The organism is Streptococcus oralis (assembly GCF_026782085.1).
In the GTDB taxonomy this organism is placed as follows: domain Bacteria; phylum Bacillota; class Bacilli; order Lactobacillales; family Streptococcaceae; genus Streptococcus; species Streptococcus oralis_DA.
The window spans coordinates 1-23662 of sequence record NZ_JAKUVW010000002.1 but is presented as its reverse complement, the minus strand read 5'-3'; the positions used below and the strand labels follow the sequence as shown (position 1 = coordinate 23662).

Below are 23662 nucleotides of genomic sequence, written 5' to 3'. Positions count from 1 at the left end.
GCCTCCTTTTAACTAGTCAAGGACGCGAGTGCCACCTGCAACTTCAGCGATATAGAAGCTAGGAGCATATCCAACGACTTCCTCGTAGTGCTTGCCTACAGCTTCCTTAAAGGACTCAACAGCGTCTTTTCGCACCAAGGCAATGGCACATCCGCCAAATCCTGCCCCTGTCATACGAGCACCAAGAACACCTTCCTGAGCCCAAGCTGTGTGAACAAGAGTATCCAATTCCAAGCCAGTTACTTCATAGTCATGTTCTAGAGAAACGTGAGATGCATTCATCAAGCGACCAAATGTTTCCAAATCACCTGCTTGAAGAGCTGCTTGTGCTTTGAGGGTACGTTGGTTTTCAAGCACAGCATGGCGAGCACGTTTTAAGCGATTTTCATCTTTAATCAGATAGCTGTATTGGTCAAAGGCCCACTCATCCAATTCACCCAAGGTCTGAATATCCAAGGCAACTTGCAATTCTTCGACAGCTTTTTCACACTCAGCACGGCGTTCATTGTACTTAGAGTCCGCCAGTTCACGACGTTTGTTGGTATTCATGATAACAACGACATTGTCCTTCAAATCAAGTGGCACCAAGTCGTATTCTAACGTATTGGTATCCAGGTAAATGGCCCGTTGGTCAGCTCCCATACCGATAGCAAACTGGTCCATAATACCAGAGTTGACTCCGATAAAGTTATTTTCTGTTTGTTTTCCGATTTTAACCAAATCCAAACGGTCTAGTTTTAAACCAAAGAGATGCTCTGCCACAACCCCTGTCAAAAGTTCCAAAGATGCTGATGAAGACAAGCCTGCACCATTTGGGATATTCCCATAAACATAAAAATCAAACCCTTTGTCAATCACATGTCCAGCTTCTTGCAAGAAATGAAGAACCCCTTTTGGATAGTTGGTCCAGCTGTGCTCTTTTTCAAATTTGAGGTCAGCAAGAGGCACTTCGATGATACCATTGTCCTCAAAGTTGGCTGAGTAGAAACGCAAGACTTGGTCGTCACGCTTGCGAGCCGCTCCATAGGTTCCCAAGGAAATAGCAGCTGGAAAAACGTGCCCACCGTTGTAGTCTGTGTGTTCACCAATCAAATTGATACGACCTGGTGAAAAGAAAGTTTGGTCTGCTTCTTGACCAAAAACGGCAAGAAAGTCTTTGCGAAGGGCTTCAGTAGTAAGATCTTGTGTCATATAAATTCTCCTTTGACTGTCGTTAAGTCACCTTAACGTGTAATCGTTTTCTTCTATTGTATCCAAGGGAGTTGCCAAGGTCAATCCTTTTTACTAAACTTTTACTAAACTATCAGTAAAAAGCAGAAAAATATGATATACTAACCTAAAAGGAGGAGGATTTATGGCTACCTTAAAAGACATCGCACAGCTAGCCTCTGTCTCTATCGCGACCGTATCTCGTGTCCTCAATCGCGACCAGAGTCTATCTGTTACAGAAGAAACCAGACACCGTATTTTAACTGTCGCTGAAGAGCTGGGCTACACCAAGCATCTCAAGACAGGCGAATCCCACAAGCCCAAGCAAAAGATTGCCATTATCCAATGGGTCAGCGAACAAGGGGAGTTGGACGACCTCTACTACTACCAGATTCGTCTCGGTATTGAAAAAAGAGCCCAAGAGTTGGACTATGATATCTTGCGCTATTTTAACGACCATCCTTTTACATTAAGCGAGGAAGTGATCGGCATTCTCTGCATCGGAAAGTTCAGCCGAGCTCAGATTGCTGCCTTTGAAGAATACCAAAAACCTTTAGTCTTTATAGACAGCGATACCCTCTCATTAGGTCATACCTGTATTATCACTGACTTTTACACTGCTGTGAAACAAGTTGTAGACCATTTCCTCAGCCAAGGGATGAACCGTATTGGAATTCTCACAGGCCTTGAGGAAACAACCGACCAGGAAGAAATTATCCAGGATAAGCGGCTAGAGAATTTCAAAGACATTACCCAAGCAAATGGTATCTACCATGAAGAACTGGTCTTTCAGGGGAGCTTTACTGCCCAGTCTGGCTATGACTTGATGAAGGAGGCCATTCACAAGCTAGGAGAACAACTCCCACCAGCCTTTTTCGCTGCCAGCGATAGTTTAGCCATCGGCGCCCTTCGTGCCCTTCAAGAAGCTGGAATCAGCCTACCAGACCGCGTCAGCCTCATTTCTTTTAACGACACCAGCCTGACTAAGCAGGTCTATCCTCCCCTTTCTAGCATCACTGTCTATACCGAAGAAATGGGCCGAGCAGGGATGGATATTCTTAACAAGGAAGTTCTACACGGTCGCAAAATACCTAGCCTAACCATGCTGGGCACCAGACTGACATTGAGAGAAAGTACACGGAATGAATAGAATATCAAAACGACCTCTTATTGAGGTCGTCTTTTCTAATGATGATGCCCATGCTTCTGCTCTAACTCTCTCACCTTCCGCCTATGTTGCGCATGATTACTTTGACTGCTATCCACTTCAATAGTGATATTCTGCACGCCTCTTTCTTCTAAACATTGACGCACCACTTCTTTGGTCCCCATCATCTGCTCCCAGTCCTCGATACAGATGTGGACAATAGCATTGTTCTCCAGACCATCCATGGACCAAATACTAAGTTGATTGACACTGTTGACATTGGGTAGAACCTCTAAATCTTTCTCCAAATCACTTGTCTCGACCCCTTCTGGCACAGCATCTAGGAAAATTTTCAGTGCGCTCCAAAAGCGAGGAATGGCTTTCGACAGAATAAAGATAGAAATAACCAGCGATAAAAGCGGATCAAGGATATACCAATCTGTAAATCGGAGGATAATCGCCATTAGGATGACTGCCAACCAACCAAGAGTGTCTTCCAAAAAATGCAAGCTAAGAATTGACTCATTCTTTGTCTTTCCTTTACGAACTACCAGACTTGCTAGTACATTGATAACTACTGCAATGATTCCCAGCCAGAGGATGCCAGTCTCATTGACGGGTTGCGGGTGAGCGATCTTTGTGATATTTTCCAAGATCACTAGGACAGACCCTATCATAAGAATCACAGCCGTTAGCATGGCCCCTAAAAGACTAAAACGTTTGTAACCCAAGGTGTACTGTCTATCTTCTTCACGGTTTGAAATTGTTTCTAAAAGGGCTGAGATGCCAATGGCTATAGCATCTCCCAAGTCATGAACAGAATCAGCAAGAACTGCACTTGAACCAAAGATTCCTCCTGCGATAAACTCAACAATCGCATAGCTTAAATTTAAGAAAAAAGCTAACCAGATAGATGTTTTAGAATTCATTTCTCTCCCTCCTTTGGTATAATGGGTATATACATACTTCTTTCATTTGTATTATCTAATAAAATCCAAAGAAAGGATAGAAGCAAACTGTCAGCCCTGTTCAGTTCTGAACAGTTTGTCTCAAGTGTCTATATGCCAAAAAGAGACCGTCGAGTCAGCAAGACGAAAAAAGCCATCTACCAAGCTTTTTTACAACTTTTGAACGACAAGGGCTATGATGCCACTACTGTTCAGGATATCATTGACCTAGCAGATGTTGGACGTTCTACTTTTTACTGTCACTATGAAAGCAAGGAACTCCTTTTAGATGAGCTCTGTCGCTACCTCTTTCATCATCTCTTTGAAAGGGAAGAACACTTGACTACAGAAGACTACCTGGCACATATCTTTTTACATTTTCAGAAAAACCAGGACCATGTCACCAGTCTCCTTTTTTCCAAAAACGACTACTTCCTCCGCCAACTACACAAGGAACTCGAACACCACGTTTATCCCATGGTGGCGGATGACTTGCAAGAGGCCTATCCAAACATTCCGGCCTCCTACCTCCAGCATTTTGTTGTAACGAACTTTATCGAGACCCTAACTTGGTGGCTAAAAAAAGGAAAATCTTATACTGAAGACCAAGTGGTGAAATTTTACCTTGATGTAATGGAGATGACCTCTACAACTCCACTTGATAACTAAGCCTGTAACTCAGAAAGGAACCAACTATGTTAACTTCGATGATTCTAGGAATACTAACAATCGTACTAGCTCTCGCATTCTCATTACTTCACCTTGCTGCTGCTTTTTCAGCCATGAAACAAAAGAACTACAGTCTGGGAAACACGTGCATCTTGGTCGGCAGTTGCATCACTTCTCTGGCTCTAGCTATCTTTTACTTCGTCCCACTTGCAACCATTCTTCTATGGATTGTGGGCTCGAGTATCGTCTGCTATGGAGCCTACTGGAACGGCCAACAGAAAGAAAAACAACATATCTCGCACCACATTATTCGTATAACGACCGCTATTATCATTACGGTATTATTCATTTTGCTCTAACACAAAAAAGGATCATCTGATCCTTTTTTACTTTTTAAGCACTCTTTGCGGCCTTGCTCCACTGATACCAACCAACTAGACTATTGATGAGATAAATTAGGTATTTTCCTTGGATTTGCAGGCTTTCTCCCCACCAGAGATAGATAGAAAAGACATTGGTAGCTGCCCAGAATATCCATTGTTCACGGTAAACAGCTGTCATGAGGATTTGCCCAACCCCATTGGTCGCATCGGTGATGGAATCGCGATAAGGACGATTAGCTCCGATAGACTGATAAATAAAACCAAAGGCCAACCACCAAAGAACACTAATGGAAAGATACTTTGTCCGGCCCTTACCATCTAGTTTACTCGCAACAAACTCCTGCTTTTCTTTCTTGAACTGAGCTTGGTAGATCCACACTAGAAGTCCAATTGGCTGCATGGCCGTAAAGTAGAGAGTCGTCAGCACCTCACCATAAAAGCCTTTTTGAAGGGCAAGCACCAGATAAATGATGGAATTAATCAAACCAAATAGGTAGTTACTAGCACGACCTTCAGCTTCTCAAAGAGCAGAAAAAAGGTTAGTAAGGCTTGAGAGATGAATCATTTTAAAGGCAAACAATTCCAACAAGACGTCATCATTATCGCTGTTGGTTATTACCTACGTTACAATCTGAGCTATCGTGAAGTTCAGGAATTGCTTTATGACCGTGGAATAAATGTTTGTCACACTACGATTTATCGGTGGGTTCAAGAATACAGTAAAAGCCTCTATCATCTCTGGAAAAAGAAAAATAAACAGTCCTTCTATTCGTGGAAAATGGATGAAACCTATATCAAAATTAAGGGGAGTTGGCATTATCTCTATCGAGCGATTGATGCGGACGGTTTAATATTGGATATCTGGTTACGAAAGAAACGTCAAGCAGACGATAACAGCTATAAGTTAGAAGATACCGCCTATCAAGAAGATAAAGCACGCAAAGCAGAAACCGAAGATAAGCTAGCTATTGAAGCAATGAAAAGCAAGTACACCACGCTATTGCTAGAAAATATGTTGCTAAGTCCGTTTGAAATGCAAGATACAAAAATCATGGCAGGATTGCAAGTCCATGTTTACCACCTCTATGACGAACTGAAAGAATTAAGAGGGCTAAATAGTGTTAAAGACCACTTATCTTATGTTGCCAGCAGACGTGAAGAATATTCTAAGCATAATGTCGCACGCTACCTCAAAAAAGCCATTGAACAATATCTACCAACGGTTAAAAGACAGGACTTAAACCATGAGTGAAGACTTAAAAACGATCAAAGAGCTGGCGGATGAGTTGAGTGTTACAAAACAAAATATTCAATATCACTACCAAAGGTTACCAAAAGAATTACAGCTTAAAAGTTCCAATGGGTCTAATCTAATAAATTCTAAAGCAGAAAAAATAATTTTAGGTAAAGTAGAAAGTAGTAGCAAATCAAATACCAAAGACCAACAAATAGAAAAACTAACTAATTTGTTAGACCAGTAACAACGATTAGCCTTGCAAGATAAAAAGTTGCTAGAAGAATACAAGGCGGAAAATGATAACTTAAAAGCCCTCAAAATGCCCTCACAGGAAACAGAATTCAAACACTTAGACAATCAATATAAAGATGAAGTGAACGCTCTTAAAGAGAAGTTGGAAAATTTACAGGAACAAATCAAAGATCAAAAAAGGATAGAAAAACAAGAAAAACCAATAAAATGGTGGGGACTATGGCGAAAATAGATGATTCAGTTAAAAAGAAAGTTCCAGAATTGCGATTTAAAGGATTCACGGATGAATGGGAACAGCGTAAGTTGGGAGACGAAGTTCGAATAGTGATGGGACAGTCTCCTAATTCAGAAAATTATACTGATGATCCTAATGGGCGCTAAAAATGCGAAGACCTATGAAGACCTATTTTGTATTAGTCAAACAAAAAATCCAAAAGAAATGGTATATGATTATGACCATGAAACAAAGTAAAATCAAACCGAGTGATCTGAGAAAGCACCCGATGATCATGAAACGTTATTAAACACAAAAGTCACCCATGTGAGTTCTTGCCAGAAGCTGAAGTTAATCCTTCAACCTGGAAAACCCGCAGAGGTGACTTTTTCTATACATCTCGATTTTTCTGGCAATAATCATTAACCGATAAATATGTCTGTGAATCACCCAGCGACTCCGCTATGTCCATAATCCGCGGTGGTAGTAATCCCACTCGCTGGACAAGTTCGTGATTGCTGAACAATTCCCGTGGACTGCCGGCGAAGCCAAACTTCCCGTGTTCCATAACATACACCGACTCAAACTCGGCGGCGACCCAATCCATGTCATGGGTGATGGTCACAACTTGGTGGCCCGAATCAGCCAACTGATGGAAAATTGCGGTCAACTTGCGCCGGCTTTCCCAATCAAGCGACATCATCGGCTCATCAAATAAATAAATCGCCGGATCCACTGCCAAAACTGTGGCAACGCTCAACAGCTTGCGTTCCGACAATGACAGGTCATATGGACTTTCAGCTGTTTTATCATCCAAGCCAACTCTTTTTAGAGCCGCTAAAGCCCGCCTCGTAATCGTGTCGTGGTCATCCATGACCTGCGCGACATTCCACTCCACCTCTCGTTGAACGGTCGGGTTGAAAAGCTGATCGTCAGGATTCTGAAAAGTAATCCCAACCTTCAGTAACTTTTCGACTGGTTTAAGATCATTAAAATTTTCTCCATCGATCTTAATCACACCGGTTTGTGGTGTCAGCAAACCCGTCAACAATTTGAAGAGCGTTGATTTGCCGGCACCATTTTGGCCGACAATCGCCACCATCGGATCGGCGAAGTGTTTGTCTTCAACATCCAAGCTAAAGGACCGTTCCGGATAAGTGAACGTCAGGTGGCTCAATTCAATTGTGGACATAACGGACCTCCTTCAGATCAGCGTAATTCACCGGATACCGGCCATCAGCCAAGTGCCAATCCATTTTTTGAGCAAGTTGCTGGATTGTCGGGGCTGGAATCTGCCAGTCAGCTGCCAAATGATTAAACACCTCACCCGGCCTGCCCTGGGCTACCATTTGACCCTCGTGCAGCACCCACACAACGTCGGCGACTTCGCACAAATCGTCAATTTCACTGGTGACAATGAAGACAGTTGTCTCTTTGACTTGGGCCAGCCATTGGAAAAATTGCCTGCGGCCAAGGGGATCCATCTCACTGGTCGGATCATCCATAATCAAAACAGCCGGATTAGCCACAATCGCCGTGGCAATTGCCAACCGCTGGATCTGACCACCGGAAAGGCTCTCGGGACGCAAATTCAGCTGTTCAATCAGCCCCATTTGCGTGGCAACTTCTTCAACCCGTTTTTGAATCAGTCCTTCAGCCATTCCCTGATTAATCAAGTCAAAGGCGATTTCATCGGCAACCGTGTCTGCCAACCCGCTTAGTTGGCCAGCTGGATTTTGCAGTACAACTCCATTCATGGCATTATAAACGGGCCAATTGTCAGACACTCGCTGGCCAAACATGTGCCAATCGCCCTCAATCTCAGCAGACACAATTTTGGGAATGACCCCTGCCAGCACACGGCACAAAGTCGATTTGCCGGAGTGGCTATTCCCGATAATCCCAACCACCTGGCCGGTATGAACCTCCGCGTTAATCTGACGCAGTTGTGGTTGCTCAGTACCCGGATAACGGGTAGTCAAATTTTCAATTACAATCCGTTTATCTTCGTCCATATCTTCCACCCAATCAATAAAATTGCCAATCCAGTCAGACCAATGTGCAGCGTCCGCGACAGGCGATACACGCGCTGGGAGGTTCTGACAGTCCGGTTGAGATTATCAAAACCTCTCAGTTGGAGAGAAATCGACCGCGTCATCGATTGATCCAAGGTCTTAATCACCAATGGAATTAGAACCGGCAGGACTGACTTTAATTTCTGAATCAACGTTTTTTGCGGATTGGTTCCGCGAACTTTTTGTGCCTGCTGGATTTTCCGCATATTGCGCATCATTTCCGGCAAAATATAACACACCGACATCAGAACGTAGACGGTTTTATAAGACAATCCGGACAGTTCCAAATAGGCCGCGTTTTCTGAAATACTCGTGGTCACCATAAAAAAGCCACTGGTCAAAATAATCACCAATACTCGACAACCCAGAGTGGTGGCGTAAATCAGGCCTTCTTTGTAGAACGACACCCCAAACACAGAAAACAGCACAGTTTGATTCCGACTGTAAAATAACCCTTGGATGATCAGCATGGTGCAAATCAGAAACAGGCTGAATCCCAGCGCCTTAAAGGTGGTAGAACTCAATTTGGAAAATAACAATAGCAGTGTTGCGACAAGAATTAATCCGGCCTGAAGCAATAAATTCATACTGGCAAAGCTCAACAACGTCATGTTCAAGATGAACAAGAGCTTAGTAATCGGATCGATCACCTGGTACCACTTGAGCTTGACCCGTGGCGCTCCAGAAATCAATGTTTTATCAGTCATCATTTATCATCGCTAAAGAAGTGCACCATCCGCTTCGGCAGCTGACGATAGATGAAGAATGCCAGGTAGGCCACGCAGACTTTATCCAAAATATCCAAGACAAACTCATCTATAAATGAGGCCAGCCACACTGGTGCATGATTGGCGACCATTACCGCAAACAATGAGTCACCCCAAGCGATACCGGTCTGACCACCCCAAAAGATGACGTTGAGTGGCGTTGAAATGACAGCTGAAACGATGGCAATAATAATAGCAGAAACAAATACTCGTCGCGCTGACGAGAACCACCCATTGGCGTGCAAAACTCCTACAGCAATCCCAATTCCGATGCTGGTAATCGCATACACGGTTGAAATTGGCGATAAGGTCAGCCCATAGATCACGTTGTTGATGAAACCACTAATGGCACCGGCAACCGGCCCAGCCAACATGCTGGTAAGAAAGGTTCCCAAAGACCCCAGCCAAACGGGCAACTTTAACCCCTCCGCCAATGCTTTGGCAACATAGTTAATCCCCACGGCAGCGGGAATCAAAGTCATGGTGGCAGCACTTAACCTAAATTTCCACATACTGGTACGATGAATTGGTTCTGTTTTCATAATCTTCTCCTTTTGTTTTTAAAGAGCCGTGTCTGGATAGACTTTCGGACGCAACGCTCTATTATATATCTACTGAACTGTCTATACACAAGATTTCCATCCTTAGTCGACATGAGCTGGAAATCTTTATTTGTTAAGTAGTTCACAACACATTATACACCTATTTTGTGAATAGTCAAGTGTATTTACAGTAAAAATCTAGAAAATCCTGAAAATTTCCTCTTATACTCTTCGAAAATCAAATTCAAACTACGTCAGCGTCGCCTTACCGTACTCAAGTACAGCCTGCGGCTAGCTTTCTAGTTTGCTCTTTGATTTTCATTGAGTATTATTTTCCATTTTAAATGACATTTAGTAACTCTAATACCAAAAAAGCCCAGACGACATTGTCTGAGCATTTTTCTATATAGTCGTTTAAGCAAGTTGAAGTTGAATTTGACATTTTCAAACTATTTCTTCAACAAACCTTGTTCTTGTAAAAACTCCTTGGCTACTTGTTCTGCTGACTTGCCTTCAACACCGACTTGATAGTTGAGCTGGCTCATCTGGCTTTCAGTAATTTTGCCAGCCAATTTATTGAGAACTGTCTCCAACTCAGGATGTTTCTTGAGAAGAGCTTCTTTCATGAGTGGTGCCCCTTGATAAGGAGGGAAGAGTTGCTTGTCATCTTCCAAGACCTGTAAATCATAACGTGCTAACTCTGCATCTGTCGAATAGGCATCCGTGATTTGAATATCGCCTGACTGAATTGCCTGATAGCGAAGGGCTGGCTCCATGGTCGCTACATTGAGATTGAGACCATACATTGATTGCAAGCCCTTATTGCCATCTTCACGGTCATTAAATTCGAGAGTAAAACCTGCCTTCAACTGTCCTTCCACTTTTTTCAAGTCCGAAATGGTCTTCAAGCCATATTCTTGAGCAATCTTTTTCGGAACAGCTACAGCGTAGGTATTTTGATAAGACATAGGTTTTAGATAGGCCAGATGATCCTGTTTGGCAATGCCATCACGCGCCACCTGATAAACCTGATCTGGCTCATGACCTACCTTGGGTGATGGCTGAAGCAAACTTTCAGTCACCGTACCAGTAAATTCAGGATAGATATCAATGTCCCCTTTTTTCAGAGCTTCATAGAGGAAGCTTGTTTTCCCAAAATTCGGTTTAACAGTCGCAGTCATACTGGTATTTTCTTCAATCAGCAACTTATACATATTTGCCAAAATTTCTGGTTCAGGTCCCAATTTCCCAGCAATCACCAAGTTTTCTTTCTCTTTTTGAGCTAAGAGGGCTGGACTATAAGACAGACCGAGCAATATGGTCACCAAGGCAAAACCAGAGAAAATCGTCCGCAATTTTGCTTTTTCCATCACTTTTAGTAGGAAGTTAAAGGCAATGGCAAGCACTGCTGAAGAAAGGGCCCCAATCAAAATCAGACTGGTATTATTGCGGTCAATTCCCAAAAGGATAAAGGAACCCAGTCCGCCAGCCCCAATCAAGGCAGCCAAGGTTGCCGTACCGATAATCAAGACCGCTGCCGTCCGAATCCCAGACATAATGACAGGCATGGCAAGTGGAATTTCAAACTTCTTGAGACGCTCCCACCTGGTCATCCCAAAGGCAATCCCAGCCTCTTGTAGACTTGGATCAATTCCCTTTAGCCCAGTGATGGTATTTTGCAAAATTGGGAAAATCGCATAGATCACTAGAGCCGTCAAAGCAGGCAAGGTCCCAATTCCCATCAAAGGGATAAAGAGCCCCAACAAGGCTAGAGACGGGATGGTCTGGAAAATCCCTGCAATCTGCAAGACCCAGTCCGCCAACTTCTCATGATATCGAAGATAAACAGCCAAGGGAATAGCAATAAAAATAGCTAGTAACAAGGTCAAAAGTGACAACTGCAAATGTTGAGATAGAGCTGTTACCCAATCACCAAAACGATCCTGAAAAGTTGATATCAAATTAGTCATGAACACTACCTCCAAACAAGTCTGCTACAAAGTCTGTTGCAGGAGCTTTTAAAATGGTCTCAGGGTTCGCCACCTGACGAATCTCTCCATCCTGCAAGACAGCAATACGATCACCTAATTTCAAAGCTTCATCCGTATCATGGGTCACAAAAATCGTTGTCATCCCAAACTCTTTATGCAATTCTTTCGTCAAAACCTGCAACTGTTTTCTCGAAATAGCATCCAAGGCTGAAAAGGGCTCATCCATGAGGAGAATCTTAGGCTGACCAATCATGGCACGGACAATGCCGACCCGTTGCTGTTCTCCACCAGATAATGCACTCGGAAGTCGATGCCCATACTCATCTATCGGTAAACCAACCTTAGCCAAAAGCTCTTCTGTTTTCTGAGCAATTTCTTCCTTAGTCCAGCCCTTCATTTCTGGAATGAGGGCAATATTTTCCGCAACCGTTAGATTGGGAAACAGAGCAATGGCCTGTAAAACATAGCCAGTAGAAAGACGAAGCTCACGCTCATCATAGTCTTTGATGCGCTTACCATCCATGTATATATTTCCATCAGTTGGTTCCAAAAGACGGTTAATCATCTTGATCATGGTCGTCTTACCAGACCCAGAAGGTCCAACTAAAACCATGAACTCCCCATTCTCAATCCGTAAATTGACATCTCTCAAAACATCTTTTTCTGTGTAGCGCAAGGCTACATTTTTGTATTCAATCATTCTTTGTCCTCAATTTAAAATTTTCCTCGATTGGTCAAGTTACCAAACTTTTAATAACTAATTTATCCCACTCTAAACCTCATTTTCCTTCTCTTTCAGATTAGCCAAAATTCTTTCTTGAAAGGCTTCAAACTGCCTAATTTCCTCTTCTGAAAATCCTTTGTAACAGATAGTATCCAATCTCTGACTGACACGTTGCCCAACTTCTTTCTGGGACTTGCCCAACTCTGTTAAAACTAAATACTTCTTACGCTTATCTTCTCCACACGGACTGACAGTTATAAGATTTTGTTCCTCTAGCTTTTTTATCATAGTCGTCAGCGTATTATTAGCAAGCCCAGTCGCAAGCGCAATATCTGTCGCAGTTGCACAGCCCGTCTTACTATTCCATAAAACCGCTAAAATCTTTCCCTGCTCACTCCGATAAAGAGAGTCAGGGTCTTGTCTCAGTAACTTTTGAAAAATCCGCCCATTCAACAAACGAATATGATGGGCTACCAAATGACAATATTTCATGAAACCTCCAATTTATTTCCATATCGATACGAATGAAAACATTATAATACTTATTATTCTAACTGTCAACTATTTCGATTTAGAACTAATTTTTCTCAGTAAAAAATCTCCTACTCAAGGTAGAAGATTTCAATCTTATAAACTTAATCCGTCATGTCTGATACCAAAGTTCGACGCTCCAATGGAATACTGCACATAACTAACAAGAAAATGAAGCCTGACTGAATCCAGAAAAGGGCCAAGTCAAAGATTCCATGCACAGCAACCACTGTAAGGAAAGATAGATAAAGACCGATAATTGGACGTTTCCCCGACTCCTGACTCATATCCATCATCAAACGAACAGGAGCAACAGAAGACAAAGCTAATAAAATGGTTCCCACAATTCCGTAACTCAGAATCGTATCAATATAAAGGCTGTGAGCATGTTCATGATAAGGAGCATTTATCCGAGGATAAGAGTGCATATAGGTCAATGGCCCCTCCCCCCAAAAAGGATTTTGCTTAAACAAGGCCATCCCAGCATCCCAGATAGAAATGCGTTCTTCCATAGAGGAATCTAAAGTCCCCATCCGAACTCCCAAATCACTAGAAAAAAGGAAACTCAAGCCAATCGCAAAGACCCCGATACTAAGCCAAAAGGCCTTCCAGTTTTTAATGGTTGTAAAGAGATAAATGATGGCTCCAGCGATAATAGCAGGAAAGGCAGTTCGATTTTGCGTAAAGTTCAATCCAAAGAGATTAACAAAGCCTGCAATCACACAGAATACCTTCAACCAATTCAACTTGGTCGTTGTAAAGAGATAGAAGGCAATCATGATACAGAAACAACAAATAATTCCATAGTAATTAGGATTAAAAAAGGTCACTTCTGCCCGATTCTGATGCCATACCTGCATATTGGGCGAAAGAAAGGCATAGTTAAATTTCTTTACAATTTGGAAATGCTCCAAAGTAGCAAAAGCCGCAGAGAGCACACTACCAAACAAGATTGTCTGCAGTATCAGTCGAAAGAAAGCATGTGTCAGACGTTTCTGGTAGAAACTAAAGAAAATGAGGAAGAGAAACATCAGTAAAGATGCAACCAATCCAAGCCAATTCTTAGCGACGATAGAGATGATACTACTGTAGGCAATAAAAAAGAGAAGTACAGGATGTTTGGCCAATCCTTTGATAATTCCCTTCATCTCCCCAGTAACAAGTAAACCTATCAAATATAAAGCAAAGAGCCCTAAGAATAAATAAAAAGGTAAAAAGATACTTATGATCATCAAATATAAAAAGAAATCTTTTTTCGAAAGCCCTCTTATCTTATCCAGTAATCCAATTGATTTCAAAACGGATCCTTTCTGTTCTGGATTTCTCCAGAAGATAAATGCTAAACTATCTTTATATTCTACCATTTTTTCCGTCATTTGGGAACAATGAACACGTTTTCACCACAAAAAATTCTATCATCAATATAGCACTAGAACTGAATTTTTCTGCCGTTTTCCACTACTTGATAGGTCTGACTTTGCAAATCAATTTCTGCTACTGCTGTTACGGACTTGTCTTTATTTTGACGTTTGATTACAATGCTGTGAGCTGTTGGTGTTTCTATCTCAATAGTCCCTTCTAGGTCAAAGGCCTCTGATTGATTACGAAAAGAAAATAGATTGAGAAGGGCCTTCACCACAGGACGTTGAACTTCTTCTGCTATTTCCTCGTTGCTATAGTAATGACGATTAATATTTCGACCTTCTTTGGTTTCTTCTAAAAATTTCAAGTCATTTTTTCCTGCTAATAGACCCACATAGTAAACCTGAGGAATGCCTGGAGCAAAAACTTGAATCAAACGAGCAAGGAAGTACTTGACATCATCATCTCCAAGTGCTGAATAATAGGTTGAATTGATTTGGTAGATATCTAGATTGTTATACTCTGCACTAGAGTACTTGCGTTTGACATTCGCTCCAACCTTATAGAGTTCATTTGAAGCATAGTCAATTTCCTCATCAGTCAGGATATCTTTGACATCCACCACTCCAATCCCATCATGAGTATCTAGTGTCGTAAATTGCTTCATCGAGCTCATCTTCAACCACTTGGCCAAACGCTCTGTTCTGGAACTGTAAAGAGTATAAAGAGTCACCATTGGAAGGGCAAAATCGTAAACATAGTAATTATGATCCGCTATTTTAAACTGAATCGAATAGTGTTCATGAATCTCAGGTAAAAGCTCTGCCCCATACTCAGCAGCGATATCTCGAACTTTGTCCAATAAATTCCAAATATCTGGTTCCACAAAGAAATCATTGGTATCCAATTTCTTCACTGCATAAGCAAAGGCATCTAGACGAATCAAATCACACCCGTTACTTGCTAGATGTTGAATGGTCTTACGGATGAATCTCATCGTTACTTCTTTGGTCACATCAAGATCAATCTGCTCCTCACCAAAGGTATTCCACAAATGTTCTACTGAACCATCTGCAAATACAATCTCTTGCTTTGGTGCACGATCCTTACGCTTGTAGATTAAATCTACGTCAGACTGTGTCGGACGGTTCTCTGGCCAAAACTTATCCCAGTTTAAAAAGAGATCTTTAAATTCACTGGCTTCATGTTTTTCTTGATAGTCCCTATAATACTTAGATTGACGAGAAATATGATTAATCATAAAGTCAAACATAAGATAATATTTCTCACCTAAACGCTTAACGTCCTCCCAATCACCAAAAGCTGAATCCACTTCATCATAGTCAACTGGCGCAAATCCACGATCACCTGTTGATGGGAAAAATGGTAGAAGGTGAACTCCCCCAATAGCATCGCCAAAATGTTCTTCCAAATTCTCATATAAGTCTTTAAGATTATTTCCAAGACTATCTGAGTAAGTAATCAACATAGTTTTATTTTGAATGGTCATAGATGTTCTCCTTTTTCTGATGAAAGCCAAGTCTTATATGACCTGGCTTTGTAAATGAAAGATATTTTTAGATTTTTGTTCAGTACTAATATAGACTGCAAGCAACTAAGTACTACTTTCTTTTTTCTACATAGAATTGTCAATAAGCTGAACTGTTCCTCTATGTATGGAATTATAAATTCCCTAAGCACTTTCTTACTTCACTGCCCCGTTACTCATTCCTGAAATGATATGTTTTTGGAAGATGAGGTAGACAATGGTTATCGTTACAATTCCCACAATATAAGATGCAAAACTTGGACCATAGTCATTGAAGTACTGACCTTGGTAGTTGTATTGGAAGAGAGGCAAAGTCCACATCTTGGAATCCTTATTCAGAATCAAGAGTGGCAACATAAAGTCATTCCAGAACCAGAGAGCATTGATAATCAAAGTTGTCGCATGCATGGGCTTCAACATTGGAAAAATGATTCGACGATAAATTGTAAAACGATCAGCCCCATCAATTTCCGCAGCTTCGTCCAAACTATCTGGTACACTGATTTTTATATAACCAACATACAAGAAGAGAGTCTGTGGAATAGCATAAGTTAGGTAGAGTATTACTAGCCCCCACATATTTGCTAGACCGAGTTTACTCATCATAACTGTGATGGGAATCATAATCACCTGAAATGGAACAAATATCCCTAAAATCAAGAGCGAATACATAATTGCAAAGGCTTTTTTCTTGGACATATTTCGAGCAATGGAATAAGCTGCAGCTGGTATAAAGAAAGCTACTACAATCAATGATAACACCGTAATAACTGCTGAATTCCAGAAATAGCCTCCAATTCCATCCGAAATTAATCGTTCATAATTACTTAAGGTAAAAGGATTGGGCAAACTAAAGAAATGATTCATGATATCCTTAGTTGTCTTGAAAGAACTAAATACCGTTACCAACAAAGGAACAAGTATAAGAATACCACCGACTATCAAGAGGACGTATTTCCAAAACTGATTCAATTTTTCTTCTTTTTTCATGTGTAGGACTCCTCTATTAGATTTCAAATTTCTTTGATAGTTTAATTTGGATCAGAGAAACAATTCCAATAATTAAGAATAAAATCAAGGCAATTGCATTCGCATATCCATATTGATTACTCTTGAAAGCATAGTTGTAGACTAAAAGTCCAAGAGACGTTGTAGCATTATTTGGACCACCACTCGTCAACGCAAAAATCTGGTCAAAGGCTGTCAAACCGGACTTAAGAGCCAGAATAAAAACCATAGAGATCGTTGGCAGTAAATAGGGCAATTCAATCTTCCAAAAAGTTTGTTTACTTGTTGCACCATCAATTGATGCTGCCTCTAAAATATCATTTGGAATACTCTGAAGACCAGCAAGAAAGAGAATGATTGGCATAGCTACTCCTTGCCATAGAAGAACAAAAATAGTTGCCACTACCGCTCCGACAGGTGTTCCTAATAGGCTCTCTTGTAAAAAACCAAGCCCTAAAATTCTTCCAATCGTTGGAAGTCCATAGTTGAAAAATTGTTTAAAAATCAAGGAAACTGTCAAACCAGACAAAACAGCCGGGAAAAAGAACCAAGCTCTAAAGAAGGTCTGCCCCTTCATCTTAGAATTTAAGGCTCGTGCCACAACCATCCCAATCGTAATCTCTCCAATAATCAATGCCAGAGTTAAAATCAAAGTAAAGGCTATGGCTGTGAAGAATTTCCCATCAATCATCAACAATTTGTAGTTATTCAAACCAACAAATTTATAATTATAGGTCAATCCAGTCCAGTTAGTCAAACTATAGAAAGCACCTTGTACCATTGGAAAGTAAAAGAAGATAGCTTGTAAAGCAAGCGGGATGAGCAAAAATGTCCAACCCCAGTATTTATTTAAAAATTTTCGAATAGCCATATCATCTTAACTCCTATTCTAGTCCAAATCTGCCTTCATTGGATTAAAGAAAGCATTGAGATTGTTTGCCATATTTTTCAGATTTTTATCCATCAGGTAACCTGCACTTAGATTAAAAAAGTCTTCTTCAGAGTTCCAGCGTTGGCCCAACCAAACATAATGTTTGTCCGTAAAAGCCAGTTTAGAAATAGCTGCAAGCGCTGAATCTTCTTTTTCCTGTATGCCTTTTACCGCAACAGGTGATCCATCTACATCATAGTATGACTGCATAGCTTTTGGACTAGTCATATAGCTGATAAATTCTTCGGTTTCCTTAGGGTGTTTGGTAGTAGCTGAAGTTGATAATGCCATATCCCCTGCACCAACAGTGACTTCTTTTCCTACTTCTTCTCCAGGAAAGGAAAACATCCCCACCTCAAATTTTGGATCCTGTTGATTAATTGCGGCTAATGCCCATGATCCTTGTGGCATCATCAAGGCTTTTTCACTCGAAAATGCTACCACCGCATCATTATAAGAGGCTCCACGCCAACCATCTTGAGCATTATCTGCTAATAAATCGAGTCGTTCTGCATCTGCTTTTAAAATAGCATCATCTGCAGAGATTGCGTTTGGTTTTGAAAAGCGAAGATAGTTATTAGCCGCATCTCCACTACCCGTAAGAGTAATGAGAGAAAGTTGGTGGTAACCATTTAATGTCCAGCCTTCATTGCCTGCAACCGCAAACGGAGAATTTCCACTATCTTTTATCTTTTTAACAATCTCTTGAAACTCTTTAAAAGTCTTCGGTTCCTCAAGTCCTAATTCTTTAAACTTCGTTTTATTGTAATAGATTCCATAAAGGTTGGCCGTTAAAGGCACACTATAAATCTTGTTATTGATTGCATACTTTTCGGCATAGTCATTCTTGATGTTCTCAAGATAGGGTTTTCCTGTCATATCTGAAAAATAACCTGCCTTCGCCCACTCCTGGAAATCCATATTTTGAGGATAGATATTAATAATATCTGGAACATCTCCTGATAAAATCCGAGTCTTTAGAACAATTCCAGCTGAAGGTACTGTAGTCAGCTTCACATCAATATTAGGGTGTTCCTTCTCAAAATCATCCACTATCCTTTGCAAGGTATCTGCCATCTCGGTCTTCTGGTTAAAAAACTCAATCGTTACCTTGCCATCAGTTGATTGATTGTTCTGACCACAAGCCACTAGGCCTAGTAAACTTGCCCCAGCTACTAAAAGAAAACCTGCTTTCTTATACCATTTCATTGGAATGCCTCCTTGATAAATTTATACGCTTTTATTATAGTCTTTTGAATTTATACTGTCTACTCAAAAAATCTCCTGGTGATAAGGTAACAGTTAAACCTGCATACATGAGCTCTGCACCCGAGTAAACAATGTTTGTCCCTTCCAGCTCATAAAGCCCTTCCACCTCCAAATCTTTCAGTTTCAAGGTGGTTTCCATTGTTTCCACAACTGATAGGACTCGGACGTAGGTTACAATCGTTTGATTTCCATAGTTAAATTGCACAGCTGCTTCATTGGATTCAGCATCGGGATTGATTAACCTATACTGATTTCCCAACTGGACTACTGGTCGCAATTCATTATACAAGTTCACCTGATTAGCAATCTCAGCCTTCTCTTCATCTGATAAACTTGTCAAATCAAGCTCATAGCCCAGATTTCCCATCATTGCCACATGACCGCGAGTTTCCAATGGTGTCATTCGTCCCATCTGATGATTTGGTACTGCTGACACATGAGCCCCCATGGAAATGGTTGGATAGAGATAGGATGAACCGTATTGAATTGGTAAACGTGCAATTGCATCAGTATTATCACTAGCCCAGACTTGTGGGAAATAACGCATCATACCAAGATCATTTCGTCCACCACCACCAGAGCAAGACTCAAAGAGAATATGACTATGTTTCTCTGTCAGATAAGAAACGAGTTCGTAAAGCCCCAGCATGTACTGATGAGATTGCATCTGGGTTTCCAAGTAGGCTGAACCATTCCCCAGATTAGTGATATTGCGGTTCATATCCCATTTGATGTAGTCAATTTTATGATAAGAGAGGAGTTCATCTAAAACATTTTTCAAATATTCTACTACCTGAGGATTGGCAAGATTAAGTACTAATTGATTTCGAGAATAGGTATGCTCATAACCTGGAACCTGAATAGCCCAGTCAGGATGTTTACGATACAAGTCGCTATCAACAGAAATCATCTCAGGTTCTAACCAAAGCCCAAACTGCAAACCTCTTTCATGGATCGCTGAAATCAGACTTTCTAGGCTTCCACCCAGCTTTTTCTCATTAACAACCCAATCACCTAAAGCACGATTATCATCAAAGCGATTACCAAACCACCCATCATCTAATACAAAAAGTTCAATTCCAACTTTCTTAGCTTCATCAGCTAGTTCTAACAGTTTTTCTTTCTGAAAGTCAAAGTAGGTAGCTTCCCAGTTATTGATTAGAATTGGACGCTCTTTTTTAGAAAATTTACTTGGCATAATGTGCTTAAGTACAAAATTCTGACTTTCATGACTAATACCAGTTAATCCCTTATCTGAATAGGTCACTAAAGCTACCGGTGTTTCAAAGTTTTCCTCAGGATCTAACTTCCAAGAAAAATTTTCTGGATTAATTCCAATAGCCACCCGAACTTCATTCAGTTGATTCTTTTGGACAAAAGCTTCGAAGTTTCCACTATACATCAGTTGTAGAGCAAACACATTCCCAGCATCCTCTGTAACTCCTTGATCACATAATAGAAGAGCTGGTGTTTGAGCATGCCCAGAAGCTCCACGGTTCGAACTAATTGAAAAGATTCCTTGCTCTACCTGTTGACGTCGAACAGTCTTTTCACGAGCATAAGCTCCCTGTAAAGTCACCATTTCATAAGCTGCAGCAGGAAAATCAGCCATAAAAGAAAAGTCCTTATGGATGACAACTTCCTGATTACTATTATTTTCGAATTTGCTGTAACTAGCAATTGTCGCATCATTATCAAAAGCCGTATAATACAAAGTAAGACTAAGTTTAGCTTGAGGATCTTTTAAAATCAAGGCAAGCGTCTCTGTAGCATCCATGCTGTGAGGAGAAGGTAAGCCCTGTGGACCATTCTGACCTTTTAAAATCTTTGCTTCTACAAATCGAAAGTCTGTTACTTCAGTTGCATCATGTTGAATCTGTAAAGTTGGTTTTCTAAAGTCACCCAAACCATGTTGTCCAAAAATCTGACGTTGCGTATCCAAACTAAAGGTTCGATTAGTAGCTATGGGATTACCAGAAAAAGCATGATCGCGTTCGTAAACACTATTAGCCCCTCTATAGTTCTTAATAGTCTTTCCTAAATGTTTTAATAATAAGAACCCATCCCTATTTTCAATAATCAAACTTAAACTTTTACTCTCAACGTAAAATAGATTATTCTCTATTCGAACTCCCATAAATTGTACCTCATCCATTTCTTGATAAAATTTTATCACATAAAAGCGCTTTCTAAAATAGAGAAATGTATACAAAGTATGGTAAAATGTTAGGTAGGAGGTGGCCCATGCTCGTTTTTTCAGAATACCAGACTGGAACAATTGATCTCTCTCTTAGCTTCTACGGTTATGAAGAATGCACGCCTAACTATTCTTTTGGCCCAGCTATTCGAGATACCTATGTACTACATTACATTACTAAAGGAAAAGGTCAATTCCATTATAAGGGGAAAATTGTTGATTTAAAGGCAGGAGATTTCTTTTTACTAAAACCAGATGAATTAACATTCTATCAAGCAGATAACCAGGATCCTTGGGCTTACTACTGGTTGGGGATCACTGGAGGGAGGACACCCGACTACTTTGCTCTATCTCAAATTTCTGACCAATCCTACCTCATCCAGTCAAATAACTGTCATACACAGACAACTGCAAAACTCATCTCAGATATTGTCCGCTTTGCTCAGATTACAAAAACTAATGAATTGGCTCAACTCCACATCATGGGACAACTCCATGAACTAATGTTTCATCTAGGAACGATTGCTCCCAATCAGAAAAAAGAGAATATTTCATCAACCCACCAACTCTATCTTGACTGCAAACGATTAATTGATAGTCACTATCCACAATCGCTCACCATTCAAGATTTAGCAAAAGAGCTATCGGTTCATAGAAGTTACTTGACTAGTGTGTTTAAAGAATTTCACCAACTCTCTCCAAAAGAATATTTACTTTTCGTTCGAATGAACCGTGCGCAACAGTTACTAGAACACACAAATGAAACGATCAAAGTCATTGCATATTCTGTAGGTTTTTCAGACCCACTACATTTCTCAAAAGCCTACAAACAGTTTTTTCATAAAACACCTAGTCAAACTCGAAAGGAATACTCTCACTCCCTCTTAGCTAGAAAGGAAAATCAATGAAATCACACCAACTAGTCTACCAAATATTAGCTAGAGAAAACGATTATGTTAGCGGAGAAAAAATCGGAGAAGAACTGAATTTAAGCCGTACATCTATATGGAAAGCGATCCAACGTCTTCAACAAGAAGGCCTAGAAATTGATAGTATCAAAAATAGAGGCTACAAGCTTATTCAAGGAGATCTGATATTGCCTGATTTGATTCAGGAGAACACCAACTTAACCATTCGCTACAAACCTGAGACCAAATCAACACAAACAGATGCAAAAGAAGGGATTGAAGCTGGAAACAAAGGAAATACACTCTATCTTTCAACCTGTCAGACGGCAGGTCGTGGCCGATTTCAGCGCCCCTACTATTCTCCATCTCAGGGTGGGATCTATATGTCCCTGCATATACAACCCAATCTTCCCTATGAAAAACTCCCATCCTATACTCTCCTTGTAGCTGCTGCAGTCTACAAAGCAATTAAAAATCTAACTATGATAGAAGTAGATATCAAATGGGTAAATGACATCTACTTTAAAAATAAAAAGATAGCAGGTATCCTCACCGAAGCAATGACATCAGTTGAGACAGGCTTGGTTACAGACGTCATTATCGGACTGGGTATAAATTTTTCTATAAGAGACTTCCCAGAAGACCTAAAAGAAAAAGCAGGCAGCCTATTTATGCCACCTGCACCAATTAGTCGTAATGAGCTCATCAGCGAAATATGGAATTGTTTCTACAATACGGTTCCAGATGAGCTATTTTATATCTATAAAGAAAGATCAATAGTTCTTGGAAAAGAAGTCACCTTCCAGCTAGATGAAAAAATGCAAAAAGGTCTAGCAAAAGAAATCTCAGAATCTGGTCAACTTCAACTCGAACTTGAAGATAAACATACTATCTGGCTAAATAGCGGAGAAATATCACTAACAAATTGGTAATAAACAAATCCCCTTTTAATGATTTAGAAGGGGGATTTGCTTACAAAAAAAAGAGCCTAACAGCTCTCTTAACTCACGGAGAATGGGGGATTCGAACCCCCGCGCCGGTTACCCGACCTAACGATTTAGCAAACCGTCCTCTTCAGCCTCTTGAGTAATTCTCCTATTAATGGGCACGAGTGGACTCGAACCACCGACCTCACGCTTATCAGGCGTGCGCTCTAACCACCTGAGCTACGCGCCCAAGTTCAAAAACTTGGTATGAACTTTCGTTCAAAGCGGGTGACGAGAATCGAACTCGCGACAACAGCTTGGAAGGCTGTAGTTTTACCACTAAACTACACCCGCTTAATAAAACAAATATGGCGCGAGACGGAATCGAACCGCCGACACATGGAGCTTCAATCCATTGCTCTACCAACTGAGCTACCGAGCCAAATTGCGGGAGCAGGATTTGAACCTACGACCTTCGGGTTATGAGCCCGACGAGCTACCGAGCTGCTCCATCCCGCGTTAATATAAAAAGGAGGATGTGGGATTCGAACCCACGCACGCTTTTACACGCCTGACGGTTTTCAAGACCGTTCCCTTCAGCCGGACTTGGGTAATCCTCCATTATTTACAATGGACCTTGTAGGACTTGAACCTACGACCACTCGGTTATGAGCCGAGAGCTCTAACCAGCTGAGCTAAAGGTCCAACAAGATCAATATAGCGGCGAAGGGGATCGAACCCCCGACCTCCCGGGTATGAACCGGACGCTCTAGCCAGCTGAGCTACACCGCCATGAATCGGGAAGACAGGATTCGAACCTGCGA

The 23662-nt window shown here is 41.0% G+C and carries 24 protein-coding genes, 8 tRNA genes and 1 pseudogene; 9 read left to right on the top strand and 24 right to left on the bottom strand.

What is annotated here, in order from left to right; all coding sequences use genetic code 11:
* Positions 1 to 12: 12 nt before the first annotated feature.
* Positions 13 to 1191, bottom strand: a complete 1179-nt coding sequence (locus MK395_RS00955) for a galactokinase (protein ID WP_000189888.1) — start codon at positions 1189 to 1191, stop codon at positions 13 to 15.
* A gap of 163 nt (positions 1192 to 1354) precedes the next feature.
* Between MK395_RS00955 and galR the strand changes: the two genes are divergently transcribed.
* Entirely contained in the window at positions 1355 to 2359 is a 1005-nt protein-coding gene (gene galR / locus MK395_RS00950; protein WP_000212493.1) for a DNA-binding transcriptional regulator GalR, read from the top strand.
* Positions 2360 to 2394: 35 nt separating this feature from the next.
* On the opposite strand, the gene MK395_RS00945 is transcribed toward galR, so the two are convergent.
* A complete protein-coding gene (locus MK395_RS00945; protein ID WP_125421995.1) occupies positions 2395 to 3285 on the bottom strand; it encodes a cation diffusion facilitator family transporter in 891 nt (296 codons plus the stop codon).
* Positions 3286 to 3417: 132 nt separating this feature from the next.
* On the opposite strand from MK395_RS00945, the gene MK395_RS00940 reads away from it, so the two are divergent.
* Both MK395_RS00940 and MK395_RS00935 read left to right on the top strand, forming a co-directional pair.
* Positions 3418 to 3972, top strand: a complete 555-nt coding sequence (locus MK395_RS00940; protein WP_125421993.1) for a TetR/AcrR family transcriptional regulator — start codon at positions 3418 to 3420, stop codon at positions 3970 to 3972.
* Positions 3973 to 3998: 26 nt separating this feature from the next.
* The gene (locus MK395_RS00935) at positions 3999 to 4331 is read left to right on the top strand and encodes a glucuronide permease (protein WP_247921235.1); all 333 of its coding nucleotides are present in this window, start codon (positions 3999 to 4001) and stop codon (positions 4329 to 4331) included.
* A gap of 34 nt (positions 4332 to 4365) precedes the next feature.
* On the opposite strand, the pseudogene pnuC reads toward MK395_RS00935, so the two are convergent.
* Positions 4366 to 4872 (bottom strand): annotated as a pseudogene (gene pnuC, locus MK395_RS00930) (nicotinamide riboside transporter PnuC); the annotation flags it as partial.
* 39 nt (positions 4873 to 4911) lie between these two features.
* Between pnuC and MK395_RS00925 the strand changes: the two are divergent.
* Genes MK395_RS00925 through MK395_RS00910 form a run of 4 tightly spaced genes read left to right on the top strand, consistent with a single transcriptional unit; the run spans position 4912 to position 6225 of the window.
* Positions 4912 to 5607, top strand: a complete 696-nt coding sequence (locus MK395_RS00925; protein ID WP_268711086.1) for an IS6 family transposase — start codon at positions 4912 to 4914, stop codon at positions 5605 to 5607.
* The gene (locus tag MK395_RS00920; RefSeq protein ID WP_001287839.1) at positions 5600 to 5836 is read left to right on the top strand and encodes a hypothetical protein; all 237 of its coding nucleotides are present in this window, start codon (positions 5600 to 5602) and stop codon (positions 5834 to 5836) included. Before MK395_RS00925 ends, MK395_RS00920 begins: the two co-directional genes overlap by 8 nt.
* A gap of 12 nt (positions 5837 to 5848) precedes the next feature.
* Positions 5849 to 6076: a hypothetical protein gene (locus MK395_RS00915; protein ID WP_001152922.1), complete on the top strand. Its 228-nt coding sequence runs from the start codon at positions 5849 to 5851 to the stop codon at positions 6074 to 6076.
* Positions 6064 to 6225, top strand: coding sequence for a hypothetical protein (locus tag MK395_RS00910; protein ID WP_001062367.1), 162 nt, complete (start codon positions 6064 to 6066; stop codon positions 6223 to 6225). The genes MK395_RS00915 and MK395_RS00910 overlap by 13 nt, the downstream gene beginning before the upstream one ends.
* Positions 6226 to 6449: 224 nt before the next feature.
* Here MK395_RS00910 and MK395_RS00905 read toward each other — a convergent pair whose 3' ends face one another.
* From MK395_RS00905 to MK395_RS00845, 13 genes are all read right to left on the bottom strand, one after another.
* A complete protein-coding gene (locus tag MK395_RS00905; RefSeq protein ID WP_000103848.1) occupies positions 6450 to 7250 on the bottom strand; it encodes an energy-coupling factor ABC transporter ATP-binding protein in 801 nt (266 codons plus the stop codon).
* Positions 7237 to 8073 (bottom strand): ABC transporter ATP-binding protein, encoded by an 837-nt coding sequence (locus tag MK395_RS00900; RefSeq protein ID WP_000343048.1) that lies wholly within the window; start codon positions 8071 to 8073, stop codon positions 7237 to 7239. The genes MK395_RS00905 and MK395_RS00900 overlap by 14 nt, the downstream gene beginning before the upstream one ends.
* Complete coding sequence (locus MK395_RS00895) at positions 8049 to 8840, bottom strand: energy-coupling factor transporter transmembrane component T (RefSeq protein WP_000130449.1); 792 nt, start codon at positions 8838 to 8840, stop codon at positions 8049 to 8051. The genes MK395_RS00900 and MK395_RS00895 overlap by 25 nt, the downstream gene beginning before the upstream one ends.
* Entirely contained in the window at positions 8840 to 9442 is a 603-nt protein-coding gene (locus MK395_RS00890) for a hypothetical protein (protein WP_049489595.1), read from the bottom strand. Before MK395_RS00890 ends, MK395_RS00895 begins: the two co-directional genes overlap by 1 nt.
* A 449-nt stretch (positions 9443 to 9891) precedes the next feature.
* Complete coding sequence (locus MK395_RS00885) at positions 9892 to 11412, bottom strand: ABC transporter permease/substrate-binding protein (protein ID WP_070567015.1); 1521 nt, start codon at positions 11410 to 11412, stop codon at positions 9892 to 9894.
* Positions 11405 to 12133 carry an ATP-binding cassette domain-containing protein gene (locus MK395_RS00880; RefSeq protein WP_125328199.1) on the bottom strand — a complete coding sequence of 243 codons (729 nt, stop codon included), beginning with the start codon at positions 12131 to 12133 and terminating at the stop codon, positions 11405 to 11407. The genes MK395_RS00885 and MK395_RS00880 overlap by 8 nt, the downstream gene beginning before the upstream one ends.
* A gap of 72 nt (positions 12134 to 12205) precedes the next feature.
* A complete protein-coding gene (locus MK395_RS00875; protein ID WP_000872568.1) occupies positions 12206 to 12649 on the bottom strand; it encodes a MarR family winged helix-turn-helix transcriptional regulator in 444 nt (147 codons plus the stop codon).
* Positions 12650 to 12792: 143 nt separating this feature from the next.
* A complete protein-coding gene (locus tag MK395_RS00870) occupies positions 12793 to 13986 on the bottom strand; it encodes an O-antigen ligase family protein (protein ID WP_008293041.1) in 1194 nt (397 codons plus the stop codon).
* A 131-nt stretch (positions 13987 to 14117) separates the two neighbouring features.
* Complete coding sequence (gene gtfA / locus MK395_RS00865) at positions 14118 to 15560, bottom strand: sucrose phosphorylase (protein WP_268711085.1); 1443 nt, start codon at positions 15558 to 15560, stop codon at positions 14118 to 14120.
* 195 nt (positions 15561 to 15755) lie between these two features.
* The gene (locus MK395_RS00860) at positions 15756 to 16589 is read right to left on the bottom strand and encodes a carbohydrate ABC transporter permease (protein ID WP_000711270.1); all 834 of its coding nucleotides are present in this window, start codon (positions 16587 to 16589) and stop codon (positions 15756 to 15758) included.
* Positions 16590 to 16605: 16 nt separating this feature from the next.
* Positions 16606 to 17478, bottom strand: a complete 873-nt coding sequence (locus tag MK395_RS00855) for a carbohydrate ABC transporter permease (RefSeq protein WP_044020297.1) — start codon at positions 17476 to 17478, stop codon at positions 16606 to 16608.
* An 18-nt stretch (positions 17479 to 17496) separates the two neighbouring features.
* Positions 17497 to 18747, bottom strand: a complete 1251-nt coding sequence (locus tag MK395_RS00850) for an extracellular solute-binding protein (RefSeq protein WP_268711084.1) — start codon at positions 18745 to 18747, stop codon at positions 17497 to 17499.
* A gap of 34 nt (positions 18748 to 18781) precedes the next feature.
* Positions 18782 to 20944 carry an alpha-galactosidase gene (locus tag MK395_RS00845; RefSeq protein WP_268711118.1) on the bottom strand — a complete coding sequence of 721 codons (2163 nt, stop codon included), beginning with the start codon at positions 20942 to 20944 and terminating at the stop codon, positions 18782 to 18784.
* Positions 20945 to 21051: 107 nt separating this feature from the next.
* On the opposite strand from MK395_RS00845, the gene MK395_RS00840 reads away from it, so the two are divergent.
* Both MK395_RS00840 and birA read left to right on the top strand, forming a co-directional pair.
* Positions 21052 to 21912 carry an AraC family transcriptional regulator gene (locus tag MK395_RS00840; protein WP_044020295.1) on the top strand — a complete coding sequence of 287 codons (861 nt, stop codon included), beginning with the start codon at positions 21052 to 21054 and terminating at the stop codon, positions 21910 to 21912.
* The gene (birA, locus tag MK395_RS00835; RefSeq protein WP_268711083.1) at positions 21909 to 22844 is read left to right on the top strand and encodes a bifunctional biotin--[acetyl-CoA-carboxylase] ligase/biotin operon repressor BirA; all 936 of its coding nucleotides are present in this window, start codon (positions 21909 to 21911) and stop codon (positions 22842 to 22844) included. Before MK395_RS00840 ends, birA begins: the two co-directional genes overlap by 4 nt.
* A 76-nt stretch (positions 22845 to 22920) precedes the next feature.
* Here birA and MK395_RS00830 read toward each other — a convergent pair.
* The 8 genes from MK395_RS00830 to MK395_RS00795 all read right to left on the bottom strand — a co-directional run bounded on the left by MK395_RS00830 (position 22921) and on the right by MK395_RS00795 (position 23630).
* Positions 22921 to 23008, bottom strand: a tRNA-Ser gene (locus MK395_RS00830).
* A gap of 6 nt (positions 23009 to 23014) precedes the next feature.
* Positions 23015 to 23088, bottom strand: a tRNA-Ile gene (locus MK395_RS00825).
* Positions 23089 to 23121: 33 nt separating this feature from the next.
* Positions 23122 to 23192, bottom strand: a tRNA-Gly gene (locus tag MK395_RS00820).
* A 15-nt stretch (positions 23193 to 23207) separates the two neighbouring features.
* Positions 23208 to 23280: transfer RNA gene (locus MK395_RS00815), tRNA-Phe, on the bottom strand.
* A 3-nt stretch (positions 23281 to 23283) separates the two neighbouring features.
* A tRNA-Met gene (locus MK395_RS00810) sits at positions 23284 to 23357 on the bottom strand.
* Between the two features lie 11 nt (positions 23358 to 23368).
* A tRNA-Ser gene (locus MK395_RS00805) sits at positions 23369 to 23458 on the bottom strand.
* An 11-nt stretch (positions 23459 to 23469) separates the two neighbouring features.
* Positions 23470 to 23543: transfer RNA gene (locus tag MK395_RS00800), tRNA-Ile, on the bottom strand.
* Between the two features lie 13 nt (positions 23544 to 23556).
* Positions 23557 to 23630 (bottom strand) — tRNA-Met (locus tag MK395_RS00795).
* Positions 23631 to 23662: the final 32 nt, after the last annotated feature.

What these genes read in the sequence shown, in the direction of transcription:
- MK395_RS00845 (WP_268711118.1), bottom strand. Translation starts at nt 20,944, where the DNA reads ATGGGAGTTCGAATAGAGAATAATCTATTTTACGTTGAGAGTAAAAGT.
- MK395_RS00910 (WP_001062367.1), top strand. Translation starts at nt 6,064, where the DNA reads ATGGCGAAAATAGATGATTCAGTTAAAAAGAAAGTTCCAGAATTGCGA.
- gtfA (WP_268711085.1), bottom strand. Translation starts at nt 15,560, where the DNA reads ATGACCATTCAAAATAAAACTATGTTGATTACTTACTCAGATAGTCTT.
- MK395_RS00885 (WP_070567015.1), bottom strand. Translation starts at nt 11,412, where the DNA reads ATGACTAATTTGATATCAACTTTTCAGGATCGTTTTGGTGATTGGGTA.
- MK395_RS00955 (WP_000189888.1), bottom strand. Translation starts at nt 1,191, where the DNA reads ATGACACAAGATCTTACTACTGAAGCCCTTCGCAAAGACTTTCTTGCC.
- MK395_RS00860 (WP_000711270.1), bottom strand. Translation starts at nt 16,589, where the DNA reads ATGAAAAAAGAAGAAAAATTGAATCAGTTTTGGAAATACGTCCTCTTG.
- MK395_RS00850 (WP_268711084.1), bottom strand. Translation starts at nt 18,747, where the DNA reads ATGAAATGGTATAAGAAAGCAGGTTTTCTTTTAGTAGCTGGGGCAAGT.
- MK395_RS00895 (WP_000130449.1), bottom strand. Translation starts at nt 8,840, where the DNA reads ATGACTGATAAAACATTGATTTCTGGAGCGCCACGGGTCAAGCTCAAG.
- MK395_RS00875 (WP_000872568.1), bottom strand. Translation starts at nt 12,649, where the DNA reads ATGAAATATTGTCATTTGGTAGCCCATCATATTCGTTTGTTGAATGGG.
- MK395_RS00840 (WP_044020295.1), top strand. Translation starts at nt 21,052, where the DNA reads ATGCTCGTTTTTTCAGAATACCAGACTGGAACAATTGATCTCTCTCTT.
- MK395_RS00945 (WP_125421995.1), bottom strand. Translation starts at nt 3,285, where the DNA reads ATGAATTCTAAAACATCTATCTGGTTAGCTTTTTTCTTAAATTTAAGC.
- MK395_RS00935 (WP_247921235.1), top strand. Translation starts at nt 3,999, where the DNA reads ATGTTAACTTCGATGATTCTAGGAATACTAACAATCGTACTAGCTCTC.
- MK395_RS00890 (WP_049489595.1), bottom strand. Translation starts at nt 9,442, where the DNA reads ATGAAAACAGAACCAATTCATCGTACCAGTATGTGGAAATTTAGGTTA.
- MK395_RS00905 (WP_000103848.1), bottom strand. Translation starts at nt 7,250, where the DNA reads ATGTCCACAATTGAATTGAGCCACCTGACGTTCACTTATCCGGAACGG.
- MK395_RS00925 (WP_268711086.1), top strand. Translation starts at nt 4,912, where the DNA reads ATGAATCATTTTAAAGGCAAACAATTCCAACAAGACGTCATCATTATC.
- MK395_RS00880 (WP_125328199.1), bottom strand. Translation starts at nt 12,133, where the DNA reads ATGATTGAATACAAAAATGTAGCCTTGCGCTACACAGAAAAAGATGTT.
- MK395_RS00855 (WP_044020297.1), bottom strand. Translation starts at nt 17,478, where the DNA reads ATGGCTATTCGAAAATTTTTAAATAAATACTGGGGTTGGACATTTTTG.
- galR (WP_000212493.1), top strand. Translation starts at nt 1,355, where the DNA reads ATGGCTACCTTAAAAGACATCGCACAGCTAGCCTCTGTCTCTATCGCG.
- birA (WP_268711083.1), top strand. Translation starts at nt 21,909, where the DNA reads ATGAAATCACACCAACTAGTCTACCAAATATTAGCTAGAGAAAACGAT.
- MK395_RS00940 (WP_125421993.1), top strand. Translation starts at nt 3,418, where the DNA reads ATGCCAAAAAGAGACCGTCGAGTCAGCAAGACGAAAAAAGCCATCTAC.
- MK395_RS00920 (WP_001287839.1), top strand. Translation starts at nt 5,600, where the DNA reads ATGAGTGAAGACTTAAAAACGATCAAAGAGCTGGCGGATGAGTTGAGT.
- MK395_RS00900 (WP_000343048.1), bottom strand. Translation starts at nt 8,073, where the DNA reads ATGGACGAAGATAAACGGATTGTAATTGAAAATTTGACTACCCGTTAT.